The organism is Proteiniphilum sp. (assembly GCF_040307845.1).
Classification (GTDB): Bacteria; Bacteroidota; Bacteroidia; order Bacteroidales; family Dysgonomonadaceae; genus Proteiniphilum.
In genome coordinates, this window is sequence record NZ_JAWRIS010000038.1 from 39583 (window position 1) to 60731 (window position 21149).

A 21149-nucleotide genomic window follows, 5' to 3' on the forward strand; every position below is an offset into this window, starting at 1 on the left:
CATTAGTAATTGGTAATTAGTAATTGGTAATTGGTAATTAGTAATTGGTAATTAGTAATTAATTAGTCATTGGTAATTTAACTATATGCGCATAAAAGAAGTCCTTCAAACCATTGAACAGGTAGCTCCCCTGCCGCTGCAGGAGAGTTATGATAATAGCGGATTGCAGGTAGGTGACATAAACCGCGAAGTAACCGGCATACTGCTATGTATCGATGTGACCGAGGATGTGATCGATGAGGCCATTTCTCTGGGCTGCAATCTTGTCATATCGCATCATCCCATTGCCTTCCGGCCATTCAGGTCGCTCACCGGAAAGAATTATACAGAGCGTTGCATGATGCAGGCTATCCGGCACGATATCGTGCTCTATGCCGCGCATACCAACCTGGACAATGCAAGGGGAGGTGTCAACTACAAACTGGCGGAGATACTGGAGTTGCAGAACATGAAAATCCTGCAACCACTTGAAAATGCATTGTTGAAGTTTGTCACCACCGTACCGCTCCAGCATGCCGAGAGTGTCAGGAATGCCTTATTCAATGCCGGCGCCGGGAACATCGGGAATTACGACAGCTGCAGTTATAACCTCTCGGGGGAAGGTACATTCAGGGCAAAAGAGGGTGCCAATCCACATATCGGCGAGATCGACCGGCTCCATTTTGAGCCGGAAGTGCGAATTGAAACCGTAATCCCCGTGATGAAGAAGGAAGAGGTGCTTCGGGCTCTGCTGGCGGTACATCCCTATGAGGAACCGGTATTTGACTTCTATCCCATCGCCAATAACTGGCCGCAACATGGTAGCGGTGTGGTGGGGGTGCTTCCGGAACCGATGCCTGAACAGGAATTCTTATACCTGTTGAAAGATATTTTTAATCTACCCACTATCCAGCATACAAAGTTGCAGGGAAAGGAAATCCGTGATGTGGCGCTCTGTGGCGGTGCCGGTGCATTCCTTATCCCCAGGGCTATCGCTTATGGAGCAGATGCCTTTATCACCGGAGAAGCAAAATATAACGACTTTTTTGATGTGGAAGGACGCATACTTCTGGCCGTAGTCGGTCATTATGAGTCGGAAATCTGCACAAAAGAGATTTTTTTCGATCTTATTTCGAGAAAATTTCCTACCTTTGCACTACATAAATCGGCGTTCGACTCGAACCCGGTGAAATATCTGTAAAAGAAAGCGGTCCGACTTGTTCCCGCCATTACAGAAAAATGTGGTAATGAAACGGTTGGTCAATCGTTTGTTGCTGCATTTTTTTGATTTAATGGGCCACAAAATATCTAAGGGACTCCGCTTTAGTTGCAGAAATACAACTTGCAAATTTGATTTGAGAAATATTGATAAACAGAATAAATTATGGCTACAAGAAAAAAGAGTGCTGAACAGGAAGTGTCGGTAGAAGAAAAACTGAAATCCCTGTACAAATTACAATCTTATCTGTCCGAGATAGACCGGATCAAGACCTTGCGCGGTGAGCTTCCCCTCGAGGTGGCCGACCTCGACGACGAGATTGCCGGACTGGGTACCCGTATCAACAATTTCGAACTGGAACTCAAACAACTCGATGAGAATACAAAGCTGCAGAAAGGAAAGATAGAGACCAGTAAAGCGAAAATAGAAAAATACAACAAGCAGTTGGACAACGTGCGCAACAGCAAGGAGTACGACCATCTCTCCAAGGAGATAGAATTTGAAACGCTGGAGATAGAGCTTTCCGAAAAACATATCCGTGAATATGCCCAGGAAACGACCTCTATCAAGGAACAGATTGAAACAGCCAATGAACTCCTGAAAGAAAAGACATCAGACCTGGAGCATAAAAAACAGGAACTGGACGATATCGTATCAGAAACCAAGGCGCAGGAAGAGAAAATCCGCGAAAAGGCAAAAAAGACCGAGGCAACGATTGAGCCCCGTCTGCTGACTGCTTTCAAAAGAATCCGCAAGAACGCCCGCAACGGTTTGGGTGTAGTGCCTATCCAGCGTGGTGCCTGTGGCGGGTGTTTCAATAAGATACCGCCTCAGAAACAAATGGATATCAAGCTGGGAAAGAAGGTCATCGTATGTGAATATTGCGGGCGAATCATGATTGATCCTGATATGGCCGGCGCTTGATAAATTTGGAAAAGGAGTGCCGGAAAACATCTTAAAAGTCGATTGGAGAATTTTTTCTTCAATTTCTGTTTATTTCTTCTTTTTTTGGGAAGAAATGATGTATCTTTGCGTTCCGTAAGGAGGTACTCCTTGGATAATCATTCACAGCTTATTAATAACCCATTGATTTATCATTGGATATAAAAAGTTAACAAGCAAGGTTATTTATACAATACTATATGGCTAATCGAATAAAAATTAAGAAAGGCTTACGAATTCCGCTGCTCGGCGAGGCTGAAGAAACGCTAAGAGGGAGGATAACGAGTGAATATGTAAGGATTTGTCCTGAGGATTTTCATGGTGTTATTCCCAAGCTGGCTGTCAAGGTAGACGATGTCGTGAAGGCCGGTATGCCCTTGTTCTTTGATAAGAATTATCCCGGGATGCTTTTTGCTTCACCTGTCAGTGGTGTGGTGACAAACATCGAACGGGGTGAGAAGCGGCGTATACTCTATATAGAAGTGAAGGCCGACAGCACTACGCAATACGAGGATTTCGGCAAGAAACCGGTGGCTTCGCTCTCCGCTCAGGAGGTGAAGGAGTCGATTCTCAATGCCGGTCTCTGGTTTCTGGTCAAACAACGTCCTTACGATGTGGTGGCCGCTCCCACCAAAGAACCGCGTGACATATTTGTAACCGGCTTCGATACGGCTCCATTGGCGCCTGCAACCGATTTTATACTGAACGGGAGTGAAGCTGACTTACAGGCAGGGTTCGATGCCCTGGCAAAACTGACCACCGGTAAAGTTTACCTCTCTATCAGTCCTAAAACAACCCATAAAGGATTGCGTGATGCGAAAAATGTGGTCATTACAGAGTTTGATGGACCGCATCCCGCAGGAAACGTAGGTGTACAGATCAATCATATCAAACCGGTGAACAGGGGTGAGACCATATGGACGCTCAATGCATCCGATGTGGCAATTATTGGACGCCTTTTCAACCAGGGTATTGTGGATCTTACCCGTACGGTAGCGCTTACAGGATCGGAAGTAAAACAGACCGGTTACTACCAGATGGTGATTGGTACACAGTTGAATTCCATTTTCAAGGGGAATGTGACGGAAGGAATCTCGCTGAGATATATTAGCGGAAACCCGCTCACAGGGCGTAAGATTGATGCGGATGGCGTACTCCGTGCTTATGATAACCAGGTGACGGTTATCCCCGAGGGCGATGATGTACATGAGGCCTTTGGCTGGGCATCATTGTCTCCCAAGCGTTATAGCGCCGGATGTACCTACCCTTCTTATAACAAGAAATACCGTCTCGACGCCCGTCTGTTGGGCGGCCCGAGGGCTATTATCGTTTCAAACGAATATGATAAGGTATTCCCGATGGATATCTTCCCCGAACAACTCATCAAATCCATTATCGCATTCAATATCGATAAGATGGAGCAGCTGGGTATATACGAAGTGGCGCCGGAAGACTTTGCCTTGTGCGAGTTTGTGGATACATCCAAACTGGAGCTGCAACGTATTGTGCGTACCGGTCTTGACCTGCTGCGCAAGGAGATGGAATAACATCGTTCACAACAGTATATATAACTTATAAATAATAGAACTTTGAAAGCGTTAAGAAAGTATCTTGATAAGATCAAACCGAATTTCGAGGAAGGCGGAAAACTGCATTGGCTCTATTCTACATACGATGCGTTTGAGACGTTCCTCTTCGTGCCCAACACGACATCGAAATCGGGTGTACATATCCATGATGCGCGCGATTCCAAACGTACGATGATCATTGTGATCCTCGCACTGGTTCCCGCACTTCTGGTAGGTATGTATAACGTGGGATTACAGCATTATCTGGCAATCGGCCAGGATGTGACATTCCTTACCAAATTCTTTTACGGATTATTGGCTGTACTGCCCCAGATCGTAGTTTCTTATGTGGTGGGACTCGGCATTGAGTTTGCTATAGCACAGGTGAAAAAAGAGGAAGTGGCCGAGGGTTTTCTGGTTACCGGGATACTTATCCCGATGATCGTCCCCGTGGATACTCCGTTGTGGATGATTGCCGTGGCCACCGCTTTTGCCGTAATATTTGCCAAAGAGGTGTTTGGCGGTACAGGATATAATATTTTCAATGTGGCATTGATCACACGTGCGTTCCTCTTCTTTTCTTATCCTTCAAAAATGTCGGGTGAACAGGTATGGGTACGCACTGCCGATACTTTCGGAATGGGGAAGGGGGCAGTGATAGACGGCTATTCGGGAGCTACCCCGTTGGGACAGATTGCGACTACCGAGGCCGGTGGATTTTCTGATTTTGCCTTCCACGGCATAACCGGGCAACCTCTTTCCTTAAGCGATATGTTTTTCGGATTCATTCCGGGGTCAATCGGAGAAGTGTCTACCTTGGCCATCCTATTGGGAGCTGTCATCCTGATCGCCACCGGAGTGGGAAGTTGGAAGACCATGCTTTCTGTCTTTATCGGAGGACTTGTAGCTGTATTGCTGGTCAATTCTTTCGCACAGAATGCCATCATGGAGATGCCGGTATACTATCACTTCCTGTTAGGTGGATTTGCATTCGGAGCAGTATTTATGGCTACTGACCCGGTCACGTCGGCAAGGACCGAGAAAGGGAAATGGATCTATGGTTTCCTCATCGGATTGGTGGCGGTTGCTATCCGTGTCTTTAACCCGGGATATCCCGAAGGAATGATGTTGGCTATCCTGTTTATGAACGCGTTTGCTCCACTGATTGATTTTTATGTGATCGATGCCAATATCAAACGTCGTACGAAACGGGCAGCAGTAACTAAATAAGTTATTCGGCTTCGCCAATTCTATTGTTATTCGGCTTCGCCGTTATTCGCTTCGCGTTATTCAATAGTTATTCATGGCTTCGCATGTAATTGCTACCGAATAACAACTGAACAACAACTGAATAACAATTGAGTAACAATTGAATAACAACTGAATAACAACCGAATAACAACTGAATAACAATTGAATAACAACCGAACAACAATTGAATGAATATGAACAGGGAAAGTAGTGGATATACGATCATATATGCCTCGGTAATGGTGATAGTGGTGGCACTTGGATTGGCTTTCACTCATCAGGTACTGAACGACAAGCAAATTGCCAATGAGAATACTGACAAGATGCAGCAGATATTACGTTCTCTCAACCTGGAGGTAAATGCCGCGGAAGCGCAGAATAAATACAGTGAACTGGTAAAGAATGCCTATCTGGTCGATGACAAAGGTGCGAAGGTGGAAGGTACCGAAGGGATTACGCCAGATGATCCGGCATTCTCAACCGAATTAGGAGATGCCCAGGCTAAAGGATTGCCGGTATACGAAGCCGAAGTCGATGGCGCTACCAAATACATTATCCCGATGAGCGGTGCCGGACTCTGGGGGCCTATCTGGGGTTATCTGGCTGTTGAAGCTGACGGAAGTGTTATTTATGGTTCAGAATTTGGTCACGCGGGTGAGACTCCGGGATTGGGGGCTGAAATTGTAACGCCTCAGTTCAGGAATCAGTTTCAGGGGAAAAATCTTTTCAAGGAGAATGAATTCACTTCGGTGGCTGTGGTGAAGCCGGGACAGACCAATAACAGGAGAGATTATGTAGATGGTATCTCGGGGGGAACTATTACCAGTAAAGGAGTTGACAATATGCTGTTGAACAGCGTGGGAAGATATAAGAACTTTTTAATGAACTTACACACTGCCAACTAATGACGGTGGAACAATTTCGTTAATGAACATATAACAGAGAAAGAAAATGGCATTATCTAGTAAGACAAAAGCGGTTTTATTGGGGCCGCTGAATAAGAATAACCCTGTCATCGTACAGGTATTAGGTATCTGTTCCGCATTGGCAGTAACTTCAAAGCTCGAACCCTCCATTGTCATGGCGGTTGCGGTAACCATAGTCGTTGCTTTTGCCAACGTGATCATATCGTTGCTGCGCAAATCAATCCCCAACCGTATCCGTATTATTGTGCAGTTGGTGGTTGCGGCAGCGTTAGTGACTATTGTGAGTGAAGTGTTGGCGGCTTTTGCGTATGATGTGAACAAACAACTTTCGGTGTTCGTCGGATTGATTGTGACAAACTGTATTTTGATGGGACGCCTTGAAGCATTCGCACTCGGTAATGGTCCATGGCCCTCATTTCTGGATGGTATCGGGAATGGGCTAGGATATGGCTGGATATTGATAGTCGTGGGATTCTTCCGCGAGCTGTTAGGCTCCGGCACATTGTTGGGATACCAGGTGGTGCCGCAAGCACTTTATGATGCCGGCTATGAAAATAACGGTTTAATGATGCTTGCTCCTATGGCTATATTATTGGTGGCATGTATTATATGGATCCACAGGTCCAAGAACAAGGAACTACAGGAAGAAGCCAACTAAATTAAGAATTAAGAATTAAGAATGAAAAATTAATAGGGAAGGATTGAGAGTTTACAATTCATTTTTCATTTTTCACTATTCACTTAAAAAAATATGGATGCAATTAGTTTGATAGTACGATCGATATTTGTCGACAACATGATTTTCGCCTACTTTCTGGGGATGTGTTCCTACCTGGCAGTGTCGAAAAACGTGAAAACTGCGTTAGGGTTGGGTATTGCTGTTACTTTTGTATTGGTGCTAACTTTGCCCATCAATTATATGTTGGAAAACTATGTGCTGAAAGCTGGGGCCCTGCAATGGCTGGGAGAAGAGTATGCAGATGTCGACCTGAGTGTTTTCAGCCTCCTTATCTTTATTGCCGTCATCGCTTCTTTCGTGCAACTGGTGGAGATGGTGATCGAACGTTTCAGTCCCTCGCTCTATAGTTCATTGGGTATTTTCCTTCCGCTTATCGCTGTGAATTGTGCGATCCTCGGCGGGTCTTTGTTTATGCAGCAGCGTGAGTTTGCCAATGTTGGCATGGCTACTGCCTATGGATTCGGATCCGGTATCGGATGGTTGCTGGCCATTATCGGTATGGCGGCTATCAGGGAAAAATTGGAATACTCGCATGTCCCCAAGCCGCTGAAAGGGTTGGGTATTACCTTTATCATTACGGCATTGATGGCGATTGGCTTTATGAGTTTTTCAGGGATCAACATTTAATCGACAATAGACAACAACAAATTTTTATTCAAATATGAGTGTATTATTGAGCGCGGGTAGTTTGACGATATGGGCAAGTGTCATCGTGTTCCTGCTGGTCATTTTGGTACTGGTAGTGATTATTCTGGTAGCCAAAGCAAAGTTGATGCCGTCAGGCAATGTGAAGATCACGGTGAACAATGAGAAAGAGCTGGACGTCCCGATGGGTGGAACACTGTTGAACACGTTGCAATCGCAGAATATATTTCTTTCTTCTGCCTGCGGAGGTGGGGGTACTTGTGCCCAGTGCCGTTGCCGTGTGGTAGAAGGCGGAGGAGAAATCCTTCCGACCGAGAAAGGACACTTCAGCCGCAAGGAACAGTTGAATGACTGGCGCCTGAGTTGTCAGGTAAAAGTGAAAGAGGACCTTTCTATTATTGTACCCGAAGAGGTATTCGGTATCAAAGAGTGGGAGTGTGAGGTAGTCTCCAATCACAACGTGGCATCATTCATTAAAGAATTCGTGGTAAAACTGCCGGAAGGTGAAAAGATTGACTTTAAACCGGGTTCGTATAGCCAGATCAGGGTTCCTCATTATAGCGAAATCAAATACTCCGACTTCATTATCGACGAAGAGTATAAAGGCGAATGGGATAAGAATAAGATGTGGGGCCTGGTTGCGAAGAACGACGAGGATACCGTGCGTGCTTATTCCATGGCCAACTATCCTGCAGAAGGAAATATCATCACCCTCAACGTGCGTGTGGCAACTCCGCCGTTCGACCGTGATAAAGGTGCATGGATGAATGTCAATCCGGGTATCGTGTCATCCTACATCTTCAGCCTGCAACCGGGTGATAAAGTGATGATGTCGGGCCCGTACGGAGATTTCCACCCGATCCTCAATAGTAAACGTGAGATGCTCTGGGTGGGTGGTGGTGCCGGTATGGCTCCCCTGCGTTCGCAGATCATGCACATGACCAAGACTTTAAAGACTACCGATCGCAAGATGTCGTACTACTATGGTGCAAGGGCATTGGTAGAAGCATTCTATCTCGAAGATTTCTACGAACTCGAAAGGGAATTCCCCAACTTCTCGTTCCATCTGGCACTCGACAGGCCCGATCCGGCAGCCGACGCGGCAGGAGTGAAGTACACCCCGGGATTCGTGCATCAGGTGATTTACGATACTTACCTGAAAGATCATGATGCACCTGAAGACATCGAATACTACATGTGCGGCCCCGGCCCTATGGCAAACGCTGTACAGCGCATGCTCGACAGTCTGGGTGTTCCACCGGAGATGATCATGTTCGACGATTTCGGATAATCGTAGGCTTCTTACTACTTTATATGTCTGAACGGTATTTCTCCACAGGAGGGATGCCGTTTTTTACGCTATGATACGGTCTACGGGCAGGGAGACCCCATCAGCGATATCCAGCATGGCATTGATGAGGTAGATACGGTCATACTCTATAAGGGAATTACGATCGATCCGCTTTTCGGTAATCTTTCCCTCTTGAAGGAGCTTTTGCCGTTTGGTCCCGTTGAGCAAGGTGCTCTCCGGTGTAAAATACTGCTCTCCCTGCCCGAACACTACATTGCTGTAAGAGGTGTCCGTAATAAGGCCATTCCGGGTGATAAGGATTTCATCGCAATCATCCTTTTGCGCCAAGAGGGTATTTAGGGTTTTCCTGTCGGCAAATTTAAACGGATAATCGATTGGTGCTTCTATCAATTTCAGTGAACTGACTTTTCCGGCTGTATATCTTTCAAATGAGATTTCTTCAATGGTATTATGGTAAATAATGCGGCATTTCACTTTGGAAACCCGTAGTTCCTCCACGGGAAGGGATAATAGGTCGGGCAACGCTGGCGCTTTAAACCCGAAATGGGAGGCTGTTTGCCGCATCCGCTCTTCATGTCCTTGCCTGTTCTGAATCTCTCCGTGTAATATACAAATGGTCTCTAAAAACATACTGGTACATAATTTTAAAATGGAAGGTAAACCTTCTGTATGGCCTCGTCATATTCTTTCCTGCTATTGCTGTTCGCGGTGATACCGCCACCGCTACGGAAAAAGAGTTGTGAACCTTGCTGCCCGATAAACCGGATTAGTACAAACGATTCCAGTACCTTTCCATCGAAATAACCGGCGACTCCGGTATAGAAGCCGCGTGGTTCCTTCTCCGCTTCCCTGATAAGCCGGAGGGTGGCTTCTTTGGGGGCTCCCGATACGGAACCGGCCGGCAACAGTTCGAAGAAGAGTGTGCCAAGGTTGTCGAGGTAGTTCTCCTCTAATATTCCTTCGATCTCGGAACTTACCTGTAAGATCGGTCCCCTGTTTGTCTTTAATTCGTCTATATACCTGAAGCGATTTACCTTTACCGAAGTTGCGATCCGGCTAAGGTCGTTACGAAGCAAATCCACAATAGTGTTATGTTCCGCCGTCTCTTTCGGGTCATTTAGGATGGTTTCCCGTGCATTGGACCGTCTCGCATCAATCGTTCCTTTCATGGGATAGGTGCTGATCTTTCCCTGTGCTATGCGCACAAAACACTCCGGAGAGAAGCATATCCATTTGCCGGGAAGATAAAGTTTATAGGTTGCCCTGCTCAGATGAAAAATTTCCTCCGGGGAGAGCGAAGTATGAAGGGGTGTTTTTATCGTAAGGTTGGCGAGATAGGAGTCGCCTCGTCTCAGTCCTTCCATTACTATGTTAAAACGACGGAGATAGCTTTGGTAATCCTCAGGAAAAGCCTCAAACAGGTAATTTCCCGGATGTAGGTAAGGCGGGGGAGGAGAGGAATTGGAAATACCCTTCACATCGAACAGCACCTCTCTCTGAGATAATGGATCGGTAATAAAAAATCCTTCCCGCATCTCAAAATCTACTGCAAACAAAAACGGACTTCTTGCTTTTCCCGCTTTGTTCATCCTCTTTTTTATTTCATCGCAATTAAAAAACATGCTGTTCATATAAACAATTTACTCCTGCCAGATGTTTTGTCTGACAAGGAAATCAGGGATAATGTGTTGATTATTTGTCTTGTCATCAGGTTTCAAATCGAAAATTATTTACGGCAATAATAATCAAATCGAAAATTATTTGAAGAAAATTGTGGAAATATTTTGTTAGTATGAATTTTTGCACTTACTTTGCAGCCGTTAAACAAGAAAAAATTCAAATTGTTGTATGTATCATCAGGTCGGTATTCTAGTCATTTCTATTCTACTTCTGGAAAAATTCGGAGGGTGAGACTGGCATATCTGTGATTTACATTAGGTAAAAAATATAGGGATAACCTTTCTCACCAAGTGGGAAAGGTTATCCTTTTTTATAGGCTAACAAAAAGGTGAATAAGAATGGAACGTATTTATGTATTTGATACAACATTAAGAGATGGCGAACAGGTTCCCGGTTGTCAGTTGAACACCATTGAGAAGATCCAGATTGCACAGGCTCTTGAGTTGTTGGGGGTGGACGTGATTGAAGCCGGCTTTCCTGTTTCAAGTCCGGGTGATTTCAATTCCGTGGTAGAGATATCCAAGGCGGTCACGTGGCCCACTGTCTGTGCGCTGACCCGTGCTGTGGAAAAAGATATCGAAGTAGCGGCGGAAGCCCTGAAGTATGCCAAGCGCAAACGGATCCATACCGGCATCGGTACCTCCGACTCGCATATTAAATACAAATTCAATTCCAACCGTGAGGAAATTATTGAACGGGCGGTAAAAGCTGTAAAGCATGCCCGCCGCTTTGTGGATGATGTGGAATTCTACGCGGAAGATGCGGGCCGCACCGATAATGAATATCTTGCCCGTGTGGTGCAGGCTGTGGTCGACGCCGGAGCTACCGTGGTGAATATACCCGACACCACCGGTTATTGCTTCCCCGACGAATACGGAGCCAAAATAAAGTATCTTATAGATAACGTGGATATGAAGGATGCCATCCTCTCCACTCACTGTCATCAGGATCTGGGAATGGCCACTGCCAATACCCTTTCGGGTGTGTTGAACGGAGCACGCCAGGTGGAAGTGACCATCAACGGTATCGGTGAGCGTGCCGGTAATACCTCGCTCGAAGAGGTGGTGATGGCGCTGAAAAGCCACAAGGACCGTGGATTCGATACCAATATCAATACGCAACATATCTACTCGGCCAGCCGGATGGTGTCGGGCTTGATGAATATGCCGGTACAACCTAATAAGGCGATTGTGGGTAGGAATGCCTTTGCCCACTCCTCGGGAATCCATCAGGATGGTGTCCTCAAAAATGTTGAAACGTACGAAATCATCAATCCCAAAGATGTGGGAATCGATGACAATGCCATCGTGCTGACGGCACGCAGCGGACGTGCCGCGTTAAAAAACCGTCTCTCCATCCTCGGCGTGAAGCTTGAAAATGGAGAGTTGGATGAAGTATATCAGAAGTTTCTGGAGTTAGCCGACAGGAAGAAAAGCGTCAACGATGATGATATCCTGATGTTGGTCGGTAAGGATGCACGCCTGAACAGGATCAAAGTGGAATACCTGCAGGTGCTTTGCGGTATCGGTGTACGCGATGTGGCCAGTATTGCACTGAATATTGCCGGCGAACACTTCGAAGCGACTGCAAGCGGCAACGGGCCGGTAGATGCTGCTATCCGTGCCGTGAAAAATATTATCCGCAGAAAGGTTAAGATACGCGAATTCCTCATCCAGGCAATCGATCACGGTAGCGATGATATAGGAAAAGTACACATGCAGGTGGAACACAATAATATTGTGTATTACGGTTTTTCTGCCAATACCGATATCGTGGCGGCATCCGTAGAAGCATTCATTGACGCGGTGAATAAAATTGTGGAATAAGGTGCCTGAGTGGTTAAGTGTCTGAGCGATTAAGTGCCTGAGCGATTAAGTGCCTGAGTGCCTGAGTGATTAAGTGGAAAGGTAATTTGTAATTAGTAATTAGTAATTAAAATATATGAAGACTCTTTTTGATAAGATATGGGATGCGCATGTGGTGGCGACGGTGAAAGACGGTCCCACCCAGTTATACATCGACAGGCATTTATGCCACGAGGTGACCAGTCCCCAGGCTTTTGCCGGGATCAGGGCGCGTGGACTGGACGTGTTCCGTCCGCAACAGACTACGCTTACGGCCGATCATAATATCCCTACTATGTGGCAGAACAAACCCATTCGGGATACTGTGTCGCGTTTTCAGGTGGAAACCCTGGCTAAAAATGCATCGGATTTCGGACTGACTTATTACGGCCTCAATAATCCCAAGAACGGGATCGTACACGTGATAGGACCGGAAAACGGTTATACGCAGCCGGGCATGACTATCGTGTGTGGTGACAGCCATACTTCCACCCATGGTGCTTTTGGCGCTATCGCCTTTGGGATTGGTACCAGTGAAGTGGAAATGGTGCTGGCATCGCAATGTATCCTGCAGACACGGCCCAAAACCATGCGGATCAATTTTGAAGGCAGCCTGGGCGAAAATGTAAGCGCCAAAGATATGGCACTCTATATGATTTCGCAACTGACCACCGGAGGTGCTACCGGTTACTTTGTGGAATATGCCGGTGAAGCGGTACGCAACCTCACCATGGAAGAGCGAATGACGCTCTGTAACCTGAGTATCGAGATGGGTGCCCGTGGAGGTCTGGTTGCTCCGGATGAAACCACATTCAACTATATCAAAGGACGTGAATTCGCGCCTAAAGGTGAGAAATGGGATAAAGCGGTGGCTTACTGGCAAACTTTGAAGAGTGATGAAGGTGCTGTCTTCGATAAGGAGGTCACCTTTGATGTGGCAAAGATACGCCCGATGATCACTTACGGGACAAACCCCGGTATGGGTATGCCTATCGACGGTACTATCCCCCGCCTGGATGAAATAGACGAAGCCGGAAAGATCTCTTTCGAGAAATCATTGAATTATATGGGATTTGCCCCCGGCGAAAAGTTAGAAGGAAAAACGATAGATTATGTCTTCCTGGGAAGCTGTACCAACGGCCGTATAGAGGACTTCCGGGTATTTACCAACTATGTAAAAGGAAAAAAGAAAGCCGATAATGTGACGGCATGGTTAGTGCCCGGCAGTTGGCAGGTACGCAAGCAGATTGAAGCCGAAGGACTCGATAAAATACTGACAGAGGCGGGTTTCCAGCTCCGCCAGCCGGGTTGCTCCGCCTGCCTGGCAATGAACGACGATAAGGTGCCGGCAGGTAAATACGCAGTCTCCACTTCCAACCGGAATTTCGAGGGACGGCAGGGACCCGGTGCAAGGACTATCCTGGCCGGTCCGTTAGTGGCCGCCGCCGCCGCGGTAAACGGAAAGATCACTGAACCGTGATTCAATGTGCCAATGGGATGAATGTATTAATTTACTAATCTCGATGAATCGGGAAAGGTAATGATAATTAAAAATAAAATGGAAAAGTTTCAAACAATAACATCAACATATGTACCACTTCCGATTGAGAATGTGGATACCGACCAGATCATACCCGCACGTTTCTTGAAAGCAACCACACGCGAAGGATTTGGTGATAACCTGTTCGCTGACTGGCGTTATGATAAAGAGGGAAACCCGAAATCCGATTTCGTGCTGAATAATCCTGTCTATTCCGGACAGGTATTGGTAGCCGGTAAGAATTTCGGTAGCGGGAGTAGCCGCGAGCATGCTGCCTGGGCTATCGGAGGTTATGGCTTTAAAGTGGTCGTATCGAGCTTCTTCGCCGACATATTCCGTAATAATGCCCTCAACAACGGTATCCTGCCGGTAATCGTAAGTGAAAAATTCCTGAGTGAACTGTTTGCCTCGGTGAATAAGAATCCACAGGTGACGGTCACAGTCAATCTGGAAGAACAAACTATTTCGAATAACGGAACAGGATCAACTGAATCATTCGAGATTAATCCCTATAAGAAAGAATGCCTGCTGAAAGGATTGGACGATATCGATTTCCTCCTCTCCAACAAGGATAAGATTGAGGAATATGAGAGAAACCGTGCTTTCGCGTATGAATGAAATTCAGTAGGTATTCGATAGTTATTCAATAGTTATTCAGTGGTTATTCAGTAGTTATTCGATTGTTATTCAGTGGTTATTCAATAGTTATTCAGTAGTGGGGTTCTACGTGCGAAGCACGAATAACGTGAGCGCAGCGAACGAATAACGCGCAGCGAATAACGGCGGAGCCGAATAACAATAGAATCGGCGGAGCCGAATAACAATAGAATTGGCGGAGCCGAATGACAATAGAATTGGCGAAGAACATATAACATGAAGGAAGTAAAGAAAATAGAGATCATGGATACCACGCTCCGTGATGGAGAGCAGACCTCGGGGGTATCTTTTGCTGCACAGGAGAAGGTGAGCGTGGTGCGCCTTTTGCTTGAAGAGTTGAAGGTTGACCGGGTAGAGATCGCTTCTGCACGCGTCTCCGAAGGAGAATTCCATTCCGTGAAGAAAATGGCGCAATGGGCGACTGCTCATGGGTATATCGACCGGCTTGAGGTACTCGGCTTTGTGGATGGCACTACTTCCCTGGAATGGATCGTCAATGCCGGCTGCAAGGTGGTAAACCTGCTCTGTAAAGGTTCATTGAAACATTGCACCTACCAATTATGCAAGTCACAGCAAGAACATCTGGCAGATGTGCAGCACACTATTGTTCAGGCAAATCGGATGGGATTGGCAGTCAACCTCTATCTTGAAGATTGGTCTAATGGGATGCGTGACTCTAAAGAGTATGTTTTCCGGATGATGGATGGTTTGAAAGATGAGGCAGTCACCCGTTTTATGCTGCCCGATACGCTGGGAGTACTCAATCCCGATGAAACACATCAATACTGTTCGGAAATGATTGCCCGTTATCCCGGCCTTCATTTCGATTTTCATGCCCATAACGACTACGACCTTGCCGTAGCCAATGTTTATGAAGCCATCAAAGCAGGCGTGAAAGGGGTACATGTCACTGTAAACGGTTTGGGTGAGAGGGCCGGCAATGCTCCCATTACCAGCGTGGTAGCGCTTATTCATGACCATATGGGATTAACTACCAATGTCGACGAATCGAAGCTCTATAACGTGAGCAAAGTAGTGGAAAGTTACTCCGGTGTGCGTATACCCAATAATAAGCCGGTAATCGGCGATAATGTATTCACCCAGGTGGCGGGCGTGCATGCCGATGGCGATAAAAAGAAAAACCTCTATTTCAATAACCTGATGCCTGAACGGTTCGGCCGTTTCCGTGAATATGCGTTGGGGAAAAATGCAGGCCGTTCCAATATCATTAAAAATCTGGAGGCGCTGGGTATCGAGCTCGACGACGAGTCGACCCGTAAAGTAACTGCACGTATTATTGAACTGGGTGACAGGAAAGAGATAGTCAACCTCGATGAACTGCCCTATATTGTTTCTGATGTGTTGAAGAACGGGGTGGAAAATCAGGACATCAAAATGCTCAACTATTCGCTTACGCTGACGGATGGACTGAGACCTACCGCCACCGTGAAGATATCGATAAAAGGTGAAGTCTATCAGGAAACCGCAGCAGGAGACGGACAATACCACGCTTTCTCAAAAGCAATGTACAAAATATACAGGAAGCTGAATAAACCGGCACCCGAACTGATTGACTATGTGGTGGTGATCCCTCCCGGAGGCAAGACCAACGCCTACGTGCAGACGGTGATCACCTGGAAGTTCGATGACAAAGTGTTCAGAACCCGTGCACTGGACATCGACCAGACGGTGGCTGCCATCAAGGCGACAATGAAAATGTTGAATATGATTGAGAGCGGGAATATTCCCAATATGAATTATATGAGATTACCCTAGTAAAGAGGGAAGGTGGAAAAGTGGAAAAGTGAAAAAAGTGGGAGAGTGGAAAGGTGATTAATCCCGATAAATCGGGGCAAGTAGTGATAATGAATGTGTCAATGTGAATAATGTGACTGATAAAAAAGAAGTCTGAAGTGAAGAAGTGAAGAAGTTGAGAAGTTAAGAATTAACTTTTAACTTTTAATTTTTAATTTTTAATTTAAAATGTCTTTATTCTTTGTTCTTTACTCTAAATAAAAATATATGCAACTAAACATAGCTGTACTGCCGGGCGACGGAATAGGCCCGGAAATAATGAAACAGGCGCTGAATATTACTTCGGCCGTGTGTGAAAAATTCGGTCATACCCTGACCTGTAAAGAGGCCATTGTGGGCGCTTGTGCCATTGATGCGACCGGTAATCCTTATCCGTCCGAAACGCATGAACTCTGTATGCAGAGCGATGCGGTACTGTTCGGTGCTATCGGTGATCCCAAATACGATAATGATCCCAACGCGAAAGTACGTCCCGAACAGGGATTGCTCCGTATGCGCAAGCAGTTGGGACTTTATGGGAATATTCGTCCGGTAATGACTTTCCCCTCCCTTATCCATAAGTCGCCCTTGCGGGCCGACCTGGTGGAAGGTGCCGATTTCGTCTGTATCCGCGAATTGACGGGGGGGATGTATTTCGGCCGGCCGCAGGGAAGGAGCGAGGATGGCAATACAGCTTATGACACTTGTGTGTATACCCGCGAAGAAATAGAACGGGTATTGCACCTTGCCTACAAGTTTGCCGGACAGCGGCGCAAAAAAGTGACGGTGGTCGATAAGGCAAACGTGATCGCTACTTCCCGGCTCTGGCGCCAGATTGCACAGGAAATCGCACCGCAGTATCCTGATATCGAGACCGATTTCCTCTTTGTGGACAATGCGGCCATGCGTATCATCCAATGGCCTAAAAGCTTTGATGTGATGGTGACTGAGAACCTGTTCGGGGATATCCTCACCGATGAGGCGTCCGTAATTACCGGTTCTCTGGGATTACTCCCTTCAGCATCCGTGGGCTTGCATACATCGCTGTTCGAGCCTATTCACGGATCTTATCCCCAGGCGACCGGCAAGAATATCGCCAATCCACTGGCCATGATCCTTTCCGCCGCCCTGATGTTTGAATATGGTTTCAACCTGATGGAAGAAGGAGCACTTATCCGGGAAGCAGTCAATGCAAGCCTCGAAGCCGGAATCGTCACCGAAGATATCGCTGACGGAGGAAAAGCTTATAAAACCTCTGAAGTAGGAGAGTGGATTGCATCGTTTGTGAAAAAGTGAAAAAGCGGAAAGGTGGAATGGTGAAAAAGTGAAATGGTGGAATGGTGGGAGACTGGGAAAGTTAAAACGTTTTGACTCTGAAATCAAATTGGTAATTGGTAATTAGTAATTTTAAAACAGTGGATAACAAAAACATACATAGTGGTGATTTACGCAGTGCGACCAGTACGCAAGGGCGTCGTATGGCAGGTGCACGCGCTCTCTGGCATGCCAACGGAATGACACGCGAACAGATGGGAAAACCCATCATCGCGATCGTTAATTCTTTTACACAATTTGTGCCCGGTCATGTGCACCTCCATGGGATCGGACAATTAGTGAAACAGGAGGTGGAGAAACTGGGTTGTTTTGCCGCCGAGTTCAACACCATCGCAGTGGATGACGGTATCGCCATGGGACATGATGGTATGTTATACTCCCTTCCCTCGCGCGACCTGATCGCCGACTCGGTGGAGTATATGGTGAACGCCCACAAGGCCGATGCAATGATTTGCATCAGTAACTGTGATAAAATCACGCCGGGGATGCTGATCGCTGCCATGCGGCTGAACATACCTGCTATCTTTGTCTCGGGTGGACCGATGGAAGCAGGGAAGATCGGTGATGAGCAGATCGACCTGATCGATGCCATGATCGAGTCGGCCGACGAATCGGTTTCCGATGAGCGGGTAGCGCAACTCGAACAGCTGGCCTGTCCTACTTGCGGTTCCTGCTCCGGCATGTTCACCGCCAACTCCATGAACTGCCTCAATGAGGCGATCGGACTGGCACTGCCCGGCAATGGAACGATATTGGCGACACATGTCAACCGCAAACAACTTTTCATAGATGCTGCCCGTCAGATCGTGGAAAATGCTTACAGGTACTATTCCGAAGGAGACGATACCGTGCTGCCGAGAAATATCGCTACCCGTGAATCATTCCTTAACGCCATGACGCTCGATATCGCCATGGGGGGCTCTACAAACACTATCCTCCATACATTGGCTATTGCCCACGAAGGTGAAATTGATTTCACCCTTGATGATATAGATGCCTTATCACGTCGTGTGCCCTGCATCTGCAAGGTGGCACCCAACTCCAAGAAATACCATATCCAGGATGTGAACCGTGCCGGTGGCATTATGGGGATCATGAACGAACTGGCGAAGGCGGGTCTGGTGGATACTTCGGTGCACCGTGCCGACGGGCGCACCCTGGCAGAGGCGCTCAAAGAATATGACATCACCAACGGAAATCCGGGTGAAGAGGCACACCGGATCTACTCTTCCGCTCCCGGTAACCGGTACAATATTGTGATGGCATCCCAGAATGCACAATTCAAAGAGTTGGATACTGACCGGGAGAACGGTTGTATCCGCAGTGTGGCGCATGCATACACCAAAGATGGCGGACTGGCCATCCTGAAAGGGAATATCGCAGAAAAAGGTTGTGTGGTAAAAACTGCCGGTGTGGATGAAAGCATCTGGAAATTCAGCGGTACAGCCAAAGTATTCCACTCGCAGGACGATGCCTGTACCGGTATCCTTAACGGAGATGTACAGGCCGGCGATGTAGTGGTGATCGTATATGAGGGTCCCAAAGGCGGTCCCGGCATGCAGGAGATGCTCTATCCCACATCCTATATCAAAGCCAGGCACCTTGGAACAGAATGTGCCCTGATCACCGACGGACGTTTCTCGGGAGGTACCTCAGGACTTTCCATCGGACATATCTCACCCGAAGCAGCTGCCGGCGGAGCTATTGGTCTGGTACGCGATGGAGATATCATTGAGATAGATATTCCTGCCCGTTCCATCAATTTAAAAATCAGTGATGAAGAATTGCTGGGAAGAAGGAGGCAGGAAGAGGCCAAAGGAGAAAACGCTTTCAAGCCCCAACGCGACAGGGTGATTTCAAAAGCATTGAAAGCTTATGCCGCTTTTGTGAGTTCGGCCGACCTCGGGGCAGTCAGAATCATATAAGAAGAGAAATACAATTTTAGGTTCAAGTTTAAAGAGAAGAGTGTATGGACAAAAATAATCAAACGGAAAATATTGCGGGGAGCGAAGTCCTGATTCGTTCTCTGATCGCCGAAGGTGTAGATACCATATTCGGCTATCCGGGTGGCGCCATAATGCCGGTATTTGACGCCTTGTACGATCATAAACATGAGATCAGGCATATACTGGTACGCCATGAACAGGGAGCGCTCCATGCAGCGCAGGGATACGCGCGTGTCTCGGAAAAGGTAGGCGTAGCCCTCGTTACGTCCGGCCCGGGAGCGACCAACGCGATCACCGGCATCACCGATGCCATGATGGATAGTACACCCTTAGTGGTGATCTCGGGACAGGTCAATTCAACCCTGCTTGGCTCCGACGCTTTTCAGGAGGCCGATGTGATTGGTGTTACGCAACCCATCACCAAATGGGCTTACCAGGTAAGGCGCGCCGAAGATATCGCCTGGGCAGTCTCAAGGGCATTCTATATAGCTTCGAACGGACGCCCCGGGCCCGTGGTACTCGATATCGCCAAGGATGCACAGGTACTCAAATGCGACTATTCCTATCAAAAGACCAATTTCCTGCGGAGTTACCATCCGCTGCCACAAGTGGAAGAAGACAAAATAAAGATGGCGGCCGACCTTATTAACAATGCTGAGAAGCCGTTTGCACTGGTCGGGCAGGGAGTGATCCTCGGAAATGCCGAAAAAGAGCTGGCTGCTTTCCTGGAGAAAAGTGGCATACCTTTTGGCTCTACCATCCTGGGATTGTCGGCCATGCCCTCCGACCATCCTCTCAACCAGGGCATGTTGGGTATGCATGGGAACGTGGCACCCAACATGAAGACCAATGAGTGTGATGTGCTGATTGCTATAGGGATGCGGTTCGACGACCGGGTGACGGGTGACCTGAAGACTTACGCCAAGCAAGCCAAAGTAATCCATTTTGATATAGATCTGGCTGAAATGGACAAGAACGTAAAGACTACCGTGAAGGTACTCGGTGACGCCAGGCAAACATTGCCGATGGTAACCGAGTTGCTCGAAAAGAAATCATACCCCGAGTGGCTCGGGGAATTCAAGCCCTATGAAGAAAAGGAATACGATTGCATCATCAAAAATGAACTCTATCCCCAAAACGGAGGAGCCATAAAGATGGGTGAGGTAGTGAACAAAGTTACCGAAGCCACACAAAACAAAGCGATTTGCGTGACCGACGTGGGTCAACACCAGATGATGGCTACCCGTTACTTCAGGTACAATCAATCACGCAGTATGGTCACCTCGGGCGGGTTGGGTACGATGGGATTTGGCTTGCCTGCCGGAATTGGTGCAAAATATGGTGCGCCCGACAGGACGGTATGTATCTTCGTGGGCGACGGTGGCCTGCAGATGACCATCCAGGAATTCGGCACCATTATGGAATACGGTATTGACGTGAAAATCATCCTGCTGAACAATAATTTCCTGGGGATGGTGCGCCAATGGCAGGAACTCTTTTTTGATGAACGTTATTCGGAGACACACCTGAAAAATCCTGATTTTGTCAAGATTGCAGACGCATACAATATCAGGGGACGGAAAGTGACTGAACGCGCTGAACTCGATGACGCCATACAGGAGATGCTCACACACAAAGGAGCATACCTGCTCGAAGTGTTGGTAGAAACCAAAGGGATGGTGTATCCCATGGTGCCTGCGGGAGGGACTATTACCAATATTATGTTGGGGAACGGACACTCTTTGTAGAATTACTAATTACCAATTATTAAT

Annotated in this window: 17 protein-coding genes; 15 read left to right on the top strand and 2 right to left on the bottom strand. The window is 47.2% G+C overall.

Features of this window, described 5'->3' with window-relative positions; all coding sequences use genetic code 11:
* Window positions 1-85: 85 nt before the first annotated feature.
* The 8 genes from ABV001_RS09725 to nqrF all read left to right on the top strand — a co-directional run bounded on the left by ABV001_RS09725 (window position 86) and on the right by nqrF (window position 8560).
* Window positions 86-1180: a Nif3-like dinuclear metal center hexameric protein gene (locus ABV001_RS09725; protein ID WP_352422622.1), complete on the top strand. Its 1095-nt coding sequence runs from the start codon at window positions 86-88 to the stop codon at window positions 1178-1180.
* A 183-nt stretch (window positions 1181-1363) separates the two neighbouring features.
* Window positions 1364-2122, top strand: coding sequence for a zinc ribbon domain-containing protein (locus ABV001_RS09730; RefSeq protein ID WP_323424595.1), 759 nt, complete (start codon window positions 1364-1366; stop codon window positions 2120-2122).
* 218 nt (window positions 2123-2340) lie between these two features.
* Window positions 2341-3687, top strand: a complete 1347-nt coding sequence (locus ABV001_RS09735; protein ID WP_352422623.1) for a Na(+)-translocating NADH-quinone reductase subunit A — start codon at window positions 2341-2343, stop codon at window positions 3685-3687.
* 42 nt (window positions 3688-3729) lie between these two features.
* Complete coding sequence (locus tag ABV001_RS09740) at window positions 3730-4938, top strand: NADH:ubiquinone reductase (Na(+)-transporting) subunit B (RefSeq protein ID WP_352422624.1); 1209 nt, start codon at window positions 3730-3732, stop codon at window positions 4936-4938.
* 215 nt (window positions 4939-5153) lie between these two features.
* Window positions 5154-5864: an NADH:ubiquinone reductase (Na(+)-transporting) subunit C gene (nqrC, locus tag ABV001_RS09745; RefSeq protein WP_323424598.1), complete on the top strand. Its 711-nt coding sequence runs from the start codon at window positions 5154-5156 to the stop codon at window positions 5862-5864.
* Window positions 5865-5910: 46 nt separating this feature from the next.
* Window positions 5911-6543, top strand: coding sequence for an NADH:ubiquinone reductase (Na(+)-transporting) subunit D (locus ABV001_RS09750; RefSeq protein ID WP_323424599.1), 633 nt, complete (start codon window positions 5911-5913; stop codon window positions 6541-6543).
* 93 nt (window positions 6544-6636) lie between these two features.
* Window positions 6637-7251, top strand: a complete 615-nt coding sequence (gene nqrE / locus ABV001_RS09755; protein ID WP_323424600.1) for an NADH:ubiquinone reductase (Na(+)-transporting) subunit E — start codon at window positions 6637-6639, stop codon at window positions 7249-7251.
* A gap of 34 nt (window positions 7252-7285) precedes the next feature.
* Window positions 7286-8560 (top strand): NADH:ubiquinone reductase (Na(+)-transporting) subunit F, encoded by a 1275-nt coding sequence (gene nqrF / locus ABV001_RS09760; RefSeq protein WP_323424601.1) that lies wholly within the window; start codon window positions 7286-7288, stop codon window positions 8558-8560.
* A 63-nt stretch (window positions 8561-8623) separates the two neighbouring features.
* Here the strand turns inward: nqrF and ABV001_RS09765 are convergent, their stop codons facing one another.
* Window positions 8624-9211 carry an aminotransferase class IV gene (locus ABV001_RS09765; protein WP_352422625.1) on the bottom strand — a complete coding sequence of 196 codons (588 nt, stop codon included), beginning with the start codon at window positions 9209-9211 and terminating at the stop codon, window positions 8624-8626.
* Window positions 9212-9225: 14 nt separating this feature from the next.
* Complete coding sequence (locus tag ABV001_RS09770; protein ID WP_352422626.1) at window positions 9226-10203, bottom strand: aminodeoxychorismate synthase component I; 978 nt, start codon at window positions 10201-10203, stop codon at window positions 9226-9228.
* Between the two features lie 396 nt (window positions 10204-10599).
* Here ABV001_RS09770 and ABV001_RS09775 point away from each other — a divergent pair, with 396 nt between their 5' ends.
* The 7 genes from ABV001_RS09775 (at window position 10600) to ilvB (ending at window position 21125) form a co-directional block, all read left to right on the top strand.
* Window positions 10600-12087, top strand: coding sequence for a 2-isopropylmalate synthase (locus ABV001_RS09775; RefSeq protein WP_352422627.1), 1488 nt, complete (start codon window positions 10600-10602; stop codon window positions 12085-12087).
* Window positions 12088-12202: 115 nt separating this feature from the next.
* A complete protein-coding gene (gene leuC, locus ABV001_RS09780; protein WP_352422628.1) occupies window positions 12203-13585 on the top strand; it encodes a 3-isopropylmalate dehydratase large subunit in 1383 nt (460 codons plus the stop codon).
* A 78-nt stretch (window positions 13586-13663) separates the two neighbouring features.
* A complete protein-coding gene (gene leuD / locus ABV001_RS09785) occupies window positions 13664-14263 on the top strand; it encodes a 3-isopropylmalate dehydratase small subunit (RefSeq protein WP_352422629.1) in 600 nt (199 codons plus the stop codon).
* Between the two features lie 255 nt (window positions 14264-14518).
* A complete protein-coding gene (locus tag ABV001_RS09790; protein ID WP_352422630.1) occupies window positions 14519-16078 on the top strand; it encodes a hydroxymethylglutaryl-CoA lyase-like TIM-barrel protein in 1560 nt (519 codons plus the stop codon).
* A 246-nt stretch (window positions 16079-16324) separates the two neighbouring features.
* Window positions 16325-17392, top strand: coding sequence for a 3-isopropylmalate dehydrogenase (gene leuB, locus ABV001_RS09795; protein ID WP_352422631.1), 1068 nt, complete (start codon window positions 16325-16327; stop codon window positions 17390-17392).
* Between the two features lie 134 nt (window positions 17393-17526).
* Window positions 17527-19356, top strand: coding sequence for a dihydroxy-acid dehydratase (ilvD, locus tag ABV001_RS09800; RefSeq protein ID WP_352422653.1), 1830 nt, complete (start codon window positions 17527-17529; stop codon window positions 19354-19356).
* Window positions 19357-19400: 44 nt separating this feature from the next.
* Complete coding sequence (gene ilvB / locus ABV001_RS09805) at window positions 19401-21125, top strand: biosynthetic-type acetolactate synthase large subunit (RefSeq protein WP_352422632.1); 1725 nt, start codon at window positions 19401-19403, stop codon at window positions 21123-21125.
* Window positions 21126-21149: the final 24 nt, after the last annotated feature.

Excerpts from the sequence above, each read along its gene's own strand:
- leuC (WP_352422628.1), top strand. The coding sequence starts at position 12,203 with ATGAAGACTCTTTTTGATAAGATATGGGATGCGCATGTGGTGGCGACG.
- leuD (WP_352422629.1), top strand. The coding sequence starts at position 13,664 with ATGGAAAAGTTTCAAACAATAACATCAACATATGTACCACTTCCGATT.
- ABV001_RS09735 (WP_352422623.1), top strand. The coding sequence starts at position 2,341 with ATGGCTAATCGAATAAAAATTAAGAAAGGCTTACGAATTCCGCTGCTC.
- nqrE (WP_323424600.1), top strand. The coding sequence starts at position 6,637 with ATGGATGCAATTAGTTTGATAGTACGATCGATATTTGTCGACAACATG.
- nqrC (WP_323424598.1), top strand. The coding sequence starts at position 5,154 with ATGAACAGGGAAAGTAGTGGATATACGATCATATATGCCTCGGTAATG.
- ABV001_RS09775 (WP_352422627.1), top strand. The coding sequence starts at position 10,600 with ATGGAACGTATTTATGTATTTGATACAACATTAAGAGATGGCGAACAG.
- ABV001_RS09765 (WP_352422625.1), bottom strand. The coding sequence starts at position 9,211 with ATGTTTTTAGAGACCATTTGTATATTACACGGAGAGATTCAGAACAGG.
- nqrF (WP_323424601.1), top strand. The coding sequence starts at position 7,286 with ATGAGTGTATTATTGAGCGCGGGTAGTTTGACGATATGGGCAAGTGTC.
- ABV001_RS09730 (WP_323424595.1), top strand. The coding sequence starts at position 1,364 with ATGGCTACAAGAAAAAAGAGTGCTGAACAGGAAGTGTCGGTAGAAGAA.
- ABV001_RS09725 (WP_352422622.1), top strand. The coding sequence starts at position 86 with ATGCGCATAAAAGAAGTCCTTCAAACCATTGAACAGGTAGCTCCCCTG.
- ilvB (WP_352422632.1), top strand. The coding sequence starts at position 19,401 with ATGGACAAAAATAATCAAACGGAAAATATTGCGGGGAGCGAAGTCCTG.
- leuB (WP_352422631.1), top strand. The coding sequence starts at position 16,325 with ATGCAACTAAACATAGCTGTACTGCCGGGCGACGGAATAGGCCCGGAA.
- ABV001_RS09790 (WP_352422630.1), top strand. The coding sequence starts at position 14,519 with ATGAAGGAAGTAAAGAAAATAGAGATCATGGATACCACGCTCCGTGAT.
- ABV001_RS09770 (WP_352422626.1), bottom strand. The coding sequence starts at position 10,203 with ATGTTTTTTAATTGCGATGAAATAAAAAAGAGGATGAACAAAGCGGGA.
- ABV001_RS09750 (WP_323424599.1), top strand. The coding sequence starts at position 5,911 with ATGGCATTATCTAGTAAGACAAAAGCGGTTTTATTGGGGCCGCTGAAT.